Genomic DNA, 9,642 nt, shown 5'->3' with positions numbered 1-9,642 from the left:
TTTCAATACACGCACTCACAAGGAGTGCGACGATCTCCAGATGGATCAGGACCGCGAGAAAGTGGCATTTCAATCCACGCACTCACAAGGAGTGCGACTTTGAGGCGTTGCTTCAATAGGCATCTCCCTTGGGAATTTCAATCCACGCACTCACAAGGAGTGCGACGCCGATCGCCGTACCGAGCCGGGTCCAGCGCCCTTGATTTCAATCCACGCACTCACAAGGAGTGCGACGATTCCTGAACTGGTATGGACCAAGTTTGGTGAATTTCAATCCACGCACTCACAAGGAGTGCGACATCTCCTTGGTTAATGATCACCGCGTCCTTATCATTTCAATCCACGCACTCACAAGGAGTGCGACGTAAATACCTTCTGCATCACGTCCGTTAGCTGTTGGATTTCAATCCACGCACTCACAAGGAGTGCGACCCGGAAGAAATCTCCAGAATCGCCGAATGGGAAAATATTTCAATCCACGCACTCACAAGGAGTGCGACCATGCTGCCAGCGATATTGCGACCAGCCGAAGGATGCAATTTCAATCCACGCACTCACAAGGAGTGCGACGTAATCCTGCGGCAACCCATCTTCTTTAGCGGTTCTGAATTTCAATCCACGCACTCACAAGGAGTGCGACGTCATCTTCTTTATCTAGTGTGCGGATCATGGCATTTCAATCCACGCACTCACAAGGAGTGCGACGTCCTCCCGCGTGGTGCTGTATTTAATACCGCTATTTCAATCCACGCACTCACAAGGAGTGCGACACGGGAGGCAGTGCGAAAGGAGATAATGCATTATATTTCAATCCACGCACTCACAAGGAGTGCGACGAATACCGACCCTCCAGGACTGTTGATGTACAAATATTTCAATCCACGCACTCACAAGGAGTGCGACAACTCTTTTCACTCGTTTGGACGAACAACGTGAATTTCAATCCACGCACTCACAAGGAGTGCGACGGCAGTTATCCTCCAGCGAAGCGATGGCCTTAGCCATTTCAATCCACGCACTCACAAGGAGTGCGACACGGTACGGGTTTATCCGGAAGCCGGAGCCTGGAATTTCAATCCACGCACTCACAAGGAGTGCGACTAGCGTCACAGGGGCTAATCCAGGAGGAAGAGGTATTTCAATCCACGCACTCACAAGGAGTGCGACTCCTCTTCTGGGATCACCTTGTTGTTTCGGTTCAATTTCAATCCACGCACTCACAAGGAGTGCGACTCCGGCCTGACGTTGCAACGCCGACGTATAATCGCGATTTCAATCCACGCACTCACAAGGAGTGCGACGATTACGCGCGGCGGTGGCTAAGCATCCAGCCGTCAATTTCAATCCACGCACTCACAAGGAGTGCGACTTGTTGTGTTGGTTCCACTCGCTCCACTTAGACATTTCAATCCACGCACTCACAAGGAGTGCGACGTATTCGTCGCGTTGTGCTTGGTTTTGAAAGATATTTCAATCCACGCACTCACAAGGAGTGCGACCACCGTAAGATGGCGCTTATTACGTGGATGTCGATATTTCAATCCACGCACTCACAAGGAGTGCGACCCTTCGACCAGATCGCCGCTGCGTATGTCGCCAAATTTCAATCCACGCACTCACAAGGAGTGCGACCAAACACTAGTGCTGGAGCTTCGTTATACTCAAATTTCAATCCACGCACTCACAAGGAGTGCGACTGAGCGGATTCTTTGAGCCGAGCAGTTTCGTCCTATTTCAATCCACGCACTCACAAGGAGTGCGACGGTACTCGGATTGTTTCACGGGCACACCGTCAATATTTCAATCCACGCACTCACAAGGAGTGCGACCTGGTCCGACGACGATTATATCTCCATCCAACAAACTGCCATTTCAATCCACGCACTCACAAGGAGTGCGACGATGTTTAAGAGCAAAGATTATGTACAAGCAATCATTTCAATCCACGCACTCACAAGGAGTGCGACTCCCGATCCACTGTTTAACCGCTGGGATCACGGCTATTTCAATCCACGCACTCACAAGGAGTGCGACTTTGTCCCTTTCTGGATTATCTTTTAGGAGCTACGATTTCAATCCACGCACTCACAAGGAGTGCGACCAGAGATGGTTTCGTTGATGAGGGATTTTGAGGAATTTCAATCCACGCACTCACAAGGAGTGCGACGCGAGCGAGAGCCGTTACGGTACGTCCGGCCTGACGATTTCAATCCACGCACTCACAAGGAGTGCGACCCGAGTATCCTACTACTGTCTTGTCCTGACGCATATTTCAATCCACGCACTCACAAGGAGTGCGACTTTGGTATTCTTTGCAAAGTTTATATTTATCTCCAAAATTTCAATCCACGCACTCACAAGGAGTGCGACGCGTGCGCGGTACGCGTGTTCCAATGTTCGAGCGATTTCAATCCACGCACTCACAAGGAGTGCGACCGCCGCCGAACGGTGCTGTCGCTCATGCTGTGACATTTCAATCCACGCACTCACAAGGAGTGCGACTTTGCTTTCAGTTCGGCTCGGTGCTCTTTCCACATTTCAATCCACGCACTCACAAGGAGTGCGACCCGATCAAGGTCGGCCAGGCGGCGCCGTAATTCTGATTTCAATCCACGCACTCACAAGGAGTGCGACTTTAAATTATTTTACTGCTCGTGCCTATGACACGATATTTCAATCCACGCACTCACAAGGAGTGCGACTCTTGCATCTCCCTGTCATAGTCCAGGACATAGGGATTTCAATCCACGCACTCACAAGGAGTGCGACGTTTGTCGTCTTTATCGTGGTGCTTAAAGTAGCGCTATTTCAATCCACGCACTCACAAGGAGTGCGACGCCTAAGTGGATGATCGTAGAGTTAGATCAACGTGATTTCAATCCACGCACTCACAAGGAGTGCGACAAGAGCTACATCAGCATTCATAACGTGCGTAGTATTTCAATCCACGCACTCACAAGGAGTGCGACTCAATTCATAAAAATGGTAGATCGCCAAATAAGAATTTCAATCCACGCACTCACAAGGAGTGCGACGGTACTGACAGCAATAAAAGCAGGTGGCCTGACGCATTTCAATCCACGCACTCACAAGGAGTGCGACGGGGTAAGCATCAAAAGCGATATGAGCAGTCAATATTTCAATCCACGCACTCACAAGGAGTGCGACCATGGCACAGACCAAAGCAGAGCGTTTTAACATAATTTCAATCCACGCACTCACAAGGAGTGCGACGAAAGGCGGTAAAAGCTTGCCCTGCAACGGTGAGCGAATTTCAATCCACGCACTCACAAGGAGTGCGACACAAGGAGCACATCGCTCACATGTACACCGGCCAATTTCAATCCACGCACTCACAAGGAGTGCGACATTATTGGACAGGTATGTTGCGTGTTTACCTTGACATTTCAATCCACGCACTCACAAGGAGTGCGACAATCAAAGGGGAGGGTAAGGATGAGGGCGGCAATATTTCAATCCACGCACTCACAAGGAGTGCGACGATTGGCGGCGTAGACACTGATGTCATTACAGGCATTTCAATCCACGCACTCACAAGGAGTGCGACGCAGCTCCACATCTGCAGGCGGAAACATGTTGGGTGATTTCAATCCACGCACTCACAAGGAGTGCGACAAGAGCTACATCAGCATTCATAACGTGCGTAGTATTTCAATCCACGCACTCACAAGGAGTGCGACCGTGGTCAGCGTGGTTTCAAATGATCCGGTCGGATTTCAATCCACGCACTCACAAGGAGTGCGACCGATTTTTTCGCAAATCATATCAGGGGGGGTCTGAATTTCAATCCACGCACTCACAAGGAGTGCGACGTTAGATCAGCGTGGAGATAGGGCGGCTCAAACTATTTCAATCCACGCACTCACAAGGAGTGCGACATTATTGGACAGGTATGCTTAGAGTTTATCTCGATATTTCAATCCACGCACTCACAAGGAGTGCGACTGCGGGCCTTGTGAAGCCTTGAGCCACAAGGCCTCACATGCCCAGAAGTGCGAACCTGTTTTGTGAGTGCGAAATGTTATTGTTTATTCCAACAAAAAACTCAACAACCCCAGTAATAGCGCGGGGTGCGAACCTCATAGGGATTTTATGTGCGCTTGGGGTTCGCACCGTTAGAAGATGAGCGGGTCCTCTAAATCAATCGACGGTTTCGCGCCAATATGTTCAACTTTGGTTTTGTAGTTATTACCCAGCCGATAAAATCGCAGGCTGTCTTTTTCATGATCAATGAGTTGGGATAACTCCAGTTTCAGAGCGGTGAACTGGGATGCATCGACGTTACATTCAAACACGGAATTCTGTACCCGTTGTCCGTAGTTCTGACATGCCTTAGCCACTCTACGGAGCCTCGCAGCTCCTCCCACGCCTGAGGTTTGAACATCATAAGTAATGAGTACAAGCATCCCGAGTCACCTACTTCCATAAAAATGGCGGATACTCATCTAAATCACCGCGCAAGAAACGTGCCAATAATAAGGCCTGAGCGTAAGGAACCAGCCCCCAGGAGATTTTTTCATCCAGGAAAGGGTGGGTAATCCTCTCTTGCTTCTTGGTTTGCCATGCTTTCAAAAACTTTTTGCGAGCCTCGTCCGTCATCAGCACAGCCCCGTTTTCTTTTGTAACAAAATCAGTTGTTGTCACTTCTTTCCGATTAATCAGCGAAAGGACAAACCGATCGGCATAAATTCCTCGCAGCTCTTCCATCAGATCCAAAGCCAGGGAGGCTCGGCCAGGACGGTCCTGGTGCAAAAAGCCGACATAAGCATCGAGTCCCACAGTTTCCAATGCCGCAGCCGTATCTCTAGCCAAGAGAGTGTAAGCGAACGACAGCATGGCATTTACGTTGTCCTTTGGGGGCCTTCTGGATCTCCCGTGAAAAAAGAAGCTCTCCTTCTGCTGCAAAATCATCTGATCAAACACCTGGTTATAGAGAACCGCGGCTTGGCCTTCCCAACCCCGCAAGCTTTCCAGGTTATTACTGTCACGGACTTCACGCAAAATATCCGAAAGCTGGCCTGATATGGACTTGAATTGTTCAACATCAATGCGAAGCGGATAATCTCTCGTCATCCGTTCGAGGATCCACTTGTGGTTATAAATCTTCCCTGTAATGAAGTTTCGTGCGATTTTTGCAGATCCCTCTTCATGATCCGAAATCCGGTACTGCGTTTTTCTCAAAATGACATTTCCCCGGCTTTCCCCAATGACTCTTGCCAGAAATCTTCCGTTTTGTGTCAAAAAGGTGATCGAAATATTCCGATCCGCACAATACCCCATTAATGCAGGACTCGCCCCCGTGTAGCCAAAGCTCACGATCGCTTCCAGATTATGAAGCGGCAAACGGCCAATCTTTTCATCGCCTTTAAGTAATAACACATTATCACCATCAAGCGCCAAGTACGTATCCGGCTGAGTAACATATAACGTATTTAACAGCTTCTTCAATCACTCAGCCTCCCTTCGATGTAGCTTTGGACCGAGCGTTTGTGTATTAAATGGGGCACACAGATATGCTGCAGCGAACAATTTTTGCAAAAAGGTCCCGTCTTTACCTTCGGCGTATGGCGTTTATCGTAATAATGATGCATTTCTGCAGCCATTTGTCTTACTTGATCCCGCAGCCTGTCATGAATCAGCACTTCAACACGATGCTTGATTTCGTTGTAGAATATGTACCCTGTGTCCACACGGCATAGCATCATCTCTTCCAGGCACATCGCTTGGGCTGCGAGCTGGATGATGTCTTCATCACCTTTCTTCGGCTTCCCCCGCTTATACTCGACAGGATAGACTTTATAAGTGCCTTCCGCTCCCGCCACTTCAACCCCTTCAGGGTCTTGAACAAATTCGACAACATCACAGATTCCGCTTAATTGCAGTTCCGTTGACTGAATCGGCATCGCGCGAACGATTAACTTGTCTCCACGCTTTTCCCGGATAAACGGCTGATCCGCCTTTTGATGTAAATGCTGCCCTTCGATGGTTCTGACATTTTCATCCCACTGTTGTTCGATATGAATCAGGGCCCACTGACGTTTACAAAATTGGAAATGCTGGAGCCCTGACAACATCAAATAGCGATCCTCATCATTAACGACCATTAATAACCTCGACATTCAAGCCATCGAGTTCCTCAAGTTCAATCGTATAATCCTCAAATCGTTTGGGTTCAGGAGTTGTAGAGTATACTTTTAAAGACCGGTGCACTTTGGCCGAAGAATATTGCCCCAGCTTGGAGGAATGATTCCACCAATATACCTTATGGACTTCCATACTGCCGTCCGGCCGGGCAGAAGAACTGTCATTTTCAAAAAGCGTGATCAGCGCCTGCTTAATCTTCTCTGCATCTTCTTCGGTAAAACCTGTCTTCTCCGCAAGTTGCGTATTAATGCTGCCCTTGAACAGATACACGCCAAAATCTACACGATGCTTCATTCCCATCGTATCGGAGCTGCGTTTGTCCCCTGTTACGGAGTTCACGCTCTTGGTAATCTGGGTGCTGACAATGTCAATCGGATCAATACTTGTAGCGGTATGAATGGAAACAGGACCGCGAACGCCTACAGACAGCTCGGAACCTTTAAAAGCGAAAACTTGTCCAAAACTGCGTACATCGATCCACTCCTGGCAAGCCAGCTTGGCAAACTCGTCGGCCGATGCATTTTTACTTTTCAGCATCTTTGCCAGCTCCGGATGGGCATCCGCACGTTCACGCAAACTTTTGAAATCATCCACTTTTCTGTCATCCGACTGAACAAAAATCTTTTCTCCCATATCCAGCAAGCGATTGCGGATTTTACGCTTAATAGCCACATCGGAGATTTCTCCATGGCCGTCGTAATTTTGGCGTGGTCGGTTACCATTCAGAGGGTCCCCGTTTGGATTGGCTTTTGTCACAGACAGAATAACAGCAAAATCGATTTTATGATCAAGCGTGCTCATTCGTTTGTATCCTCCTCTTTTTTCTTATAGAGTTCACGGCGCTGACTGTAAAATCCAAGCAAATATTGTTCTGTTAATGGAAGATTATTGAAATCTCCTTCCTCAAATTGATCGGCGATTTCATCAATCATCCTGGATAAATAGGTCGCTTTCGTTCCCAGCTTGGCTTGATAAGGCTGAAGGCTGGCCTGAATTGTCTTCCAGGTTCGACCCGGATTCTGGGCATACGAGTTCATATAACGAATCGCATTGGTAGACCTTGTCTCGTCTTTGCCAAGTGCTCCTCGTTCAAGCACATCCGCCACAGCCAACAATCGGCCAAACAGATAACTCCGTTCCCTGGATTCGGTGTTCAGCGGCACGTTCCATTCCTCCCCTTTTTCTAACAGCATTTTTCGAATCAATGCGCATGCGATGCTTAACGTCTTATCCCATTCCCAACGTTCCATTGATACTGGATTGGAAGCCCGGTGGAAGGCGCTTCTGACAATATCTCGAGGGACTGCACGTCTATCGACAATACAAGGAATCATCCGTTCCATCGTCCCTTTGATGATCTTCTCACTTGCTCTGGGACCGTAAGCAGCAAATGCAATATCCTTCGTTGCCGGCGCTCCATAAAAAGTGATAAGCTGCTCTTCTTCCTTGCGGTAGCGGTGCTCCCAGGCACAAGAGTTATGCCACTCTTCCAGACGATTCAAATACAGCTCCTTATTCAGATGACGATAGTAAAGCACCGCCATCCGGCCGGTCGTTGCCGAGTCCAGAACGAGAATATTCACCTCTGCTTGATACGTCAGATCATTCCGAAACCCGTCGATTGCCCGTCTAACCTGATCAGCATAAGGCTTGTCCGTATCCGGTTCTCTTTCGATTTCCCGGCCCGAATGACGCATCATGTCCACAATATCCTCATCGGTATTCGGAACGGGATCGTTATCGTTGCCCCACACTAGAAAGACGCGTTCATCCATCGTTTTCCCCTGACGGTGAATCAACCACTTCAAGGCATTGTGCGCTTTCTGCGATACCTCATAACTGATGGATACCGCTTCCTTGCTTGTTTTGAAGCGTCCTCTAAAGGTGAAGCCCGAATTATCATTCGCAGAAATCAACTTGGCTTTATCAGCCGCATGACGAATTTTGTTCGCATGCCGTTCCGTACTCGGACGCATTTCTCCTGTAACGAAACAAACGTCCGTTTCTCCCAGCTTCTGATTATAAAAGGCAATAAATGAATCAAACATCGCCTGATCTTTCCATACTTCTTCGGGTGAATCAGGGGAGAGCACATTAAATCTGATAAAAGCACTGGATGTCTCCGCAGCCCCGCTTGAGAAAATGGGCGGCTTTTCCCCGAACTTAGCCGTATATTTCTCATCCCATTTCTCGATCAGATGCTGGTTCTCATCAAGCCTGATGATTTTGGCGGCGACCAGGTCCTCGATTAACCGCCCCTTGCGCAAATACGTATAAATACATTTCAATTTCTCTGTGGCATAGGGCGAATTGGCCCATTCCTCCAAGTTGCGGATGTACTTGTCAAAAGGTACTTCATCCGGATTTTTGATCTGCCCGCCATACTTCACGAAGTCGCCAGCGACATAACTAAGCTTATCGTGTAACGGGTAAGGTGCGACCTTAGAGCCTGACCGACTGGCTGATTCCTCTGTACAGGGAATTAAGGTGCTCTCCTTCTCCAACACTCTGGCTTCAAGAAAGTCCCCGTCTTCATCGATCGTAACTTCAATGTGAGCATTCTGGGTTGTATGTGAAACCGGCAGCAGGGTGTATTCTCGGTCGCGTTTTTTTACCGTTTTCCCGACTTGATCCAGATTAGCCTCATACGTTTCATACAGGTGGAGCAGCCAACTCATCTCATTCACCTCCTAAATTACGGAGCAGTTGTTCCGCAGACTCTATGCTATCCGAATGGAACGATTTAGGCTCCATTTCTCTGACTGAACGGACAATGGAGCACTCCTCTGGCTTTGGAAAACGGATATACCCTTTATTCATCTCAACAGACCATAGCCTTACCGAAAGCTCATTCCTCCCCGTTTCATCGGGATAATTGAACCCGTGAACCATCGTTCCTAAATAATGCGTTCTTTCATCCGTATCGTAATAACCTGCTCCACTGCCAAATTCACAAGGCTGCACATACCCCTGACACTCTCGAGTACCCAGGAAAATATCCCTGCGCCCACCCGCTTTCAACGAACGTTGAAGGATGCTGTAATGCTTCCCTTCATTACGGTCGAAGGCGAGATCCGGCCGATGTTCGTTAAAGACAAAGTGGGCCTTTACTTGGTAATGAACATCCTTCAGATACGTATAATTAGCCAGCGTGTTCCCGCCCCCATAGTCAATCGGGCGCACTCCCTTCGATTCCATTTGGATCGGCTTCATGACACGCAACTCGTCGATGATGTACATGATCGTCGGCTTCCAGTAAACGGATTCGAGGATTCCCTTGATCGCTTGATAGGTAGGGACACTATAGGACAGCTTCTCACCGCCTATTTTGGTTAACGGATCGGTGAATAAAGCGTAGTCGCCGAAAACTTCGAACTGGACTTCGTTTCTCATGGTTTAAATCACCTCCTTTACAGGAGCAGCCTGATAAAGATTTTTATTCCTCTCAGGCTGCAACTTTCATTATCTAGCTAGTTC

The 9,642-nt window shown here is 48.4% G+C and carries 6 protein-coding genes and 1 CRISPR repeat array; all 6 genes read right to left on the bottom strand.

Features of this window, described 5'->3' with window-relative positions:
- Nucleotides 1-66: 66 nt before the first annotated feature.
- Nucleotides 67-3,966: direct repeats of the CRISPR family, unit length 32 nt; unit sequence ATTTCAATCCACGCACTCACAAGGAGTGCGAC.
- Between the two features lie 170 nt (nt 3,967-4,136).
- Genes cas2 through cas5c form a run of 6 tightly spaced genes read right to left on the bottom strand, consistent with a single transcriptional unit; the run spans nt 4,137 to nt 9,558 of the window.
- Nucleotides 4,137-4,427, bottom strand: coding sequence for a CRISPR-associated endonuclease Cas2 (gene cas2 / locus POTG_RS05280; RefSeq protein WP_009223774.1), 291 nt, complete (start codon nt 4,425-4,427; stop codon nt 4,137-4,139).
- A gap of 10 nt (nt 4,428-4,437) precedes the next feature.
- Nucleotides 4,438-5,469, bottom strand: a complete 1,032-nt coding sequence (gene cas1c, locus POTG_RS05275; RefSeq protein ID WP_009223773.1) for a type I-C CRISPR-associated endonuclease Cas1c — start codon at nt 5,467-5,469, stop codon at nt 4,438-4,440.
- The gene (gene cas4, locus POTG_RS05270; protein WP_036644352.1) at nt 5,466-6,125 is read right to left on the bottom strand and encodes a CRISPR-associated protein Cas4; all 660 of its coding nucleotides are present in this window, start codon (nt 6,123-6,125) and stop codon (nt 5,466-5,468) included. The genes cas1c and cas4 overlap by 4 nt, the downstream gene beginning before the upstream one ends.
- Nucleotides 6,115-6,966 (bottom strand): type I-C CRISPR-associated protein Cas7/Csd2, encoded by an 852-nt coding sequence (gene cas7c, locus POTG_RS05265; protein WP_009223771.1) that lies wholly within the window; start codon nt 6,964-6,966, stop codon nt 6,115-6,117. Before cas7c ends, cas4 begins: the two co-directional genes overlap by 11 nt.
- The gene (gene cas8c / locus POTG_RS05260; RefSeq protein ID WP_009223770.1) at nt 6,963-8,843 is read right to left on the bottom strand and encodes a type I-C CRISPR-associated protein Cas8c/Csd1; all 1,881 of its coding nucleotides are present in this window, start codon (nt 8,841-8,843) and stop codon (nt 6,963-6,965) included. The genes cas7c and cas8c overlap by 4 nt, the downstream gene beginning before the upstream one ends.
- Before the next feature lies 1 nt (nt 8,844).
- Complete coding sequence (gene cas5c, locus POTG_RS05255; protein ID WP_009223769.1) at nt 8,845-9,558, bottom strand: type I-C CRISPR-associated protein Cas5c; 714 nt, start codon at nt 9,556-9,558, stop codon at nt 8,845-8,847.
- Between the last annotated feature and the right edge of the window lie 84 nt (nt 9,559-9,642).

The organism is Paenibacillus sp. oral taxon 786 str. D14, from assembly GCF_000159955.1.
In the GTDB taxonomy this organism is placed as follows: Bacteria; Bacillota; Bacilli; order Paenibacillales; family Paenibacillaceae; genus Fontibacillus; species Fontibacillus phoenicis.
The sequence above is the reverse complement of the archived record's forward strand: the minus strand, read 5'-3'. Positions and strand labels throughout refer to the sequence as shown.